Source organism: Streptomyces diastatochromogenes (genome assembly GCF_002242805.1).
Classification (GTDB): Bacteria; Actinomycetota; Actinomycetes; order Streptomycetales; family Streptomycetaceae; genus Streptomyces; species Streptomyces diastatochromogenes.
In genome coordinates, this window is the sequence record NZ_MCGQ01000116.1 from 1 (window position 1) to 450 (window position 450).

Here is a 450-nt window from a genome sequence, read left to right on the forward strand (position 1 = left end):
GCAGGTCGACGTCGGCGAGCCGGGCCGGGGTGCTGCCCAGGACGACTCCGCCCGAGGAGGCGTTGTCGGCGATGGTGTCGACGATGCCGATGCGCCACTCGCGGATGCGCGAGTCGATGAGTTCCAGGGCCGGCAGGACGAAGTCCACGGCCGCGGCGGCCTCCGCGACCGTGACGCCCGGGCCGGCCAGGGACCGTTTGAGCACGAAGGCGATCTCCGGTTCCACCCGGGGCTGCAGGAACCGGGAGGCCGGCACGGGGGCGTTCTCCAGCCAGAACATGTCGTCCAGCAGGTGGCCGTAGTCCGGCTGGTCCACGCCCATCTGCCGCTGCATGGCGGGGGACGACAGGCCGACCTTGTGACCCTTGATCCGCGCGCCGTCGGCCACCCGGCGGCGGATCTGCAGCAGCTGGATCTCGTAGGCGTCGGCGAGCGTCAGGTCCGCGTACG

General features: G+C 72.0%; 1 protein-coding gene. It reads right to left on the reverse strand.

All coding sequences use genetic code 11. From position 1 onward, the window contains the following. Positions 1-450: 2-keto-4-pentenoate hydratase (locus BEK98_RS46590; RefSeq protein ID WP_425276669.1), on the reverse strand; the 450-nt coding region annotated here is incomplete at both ends.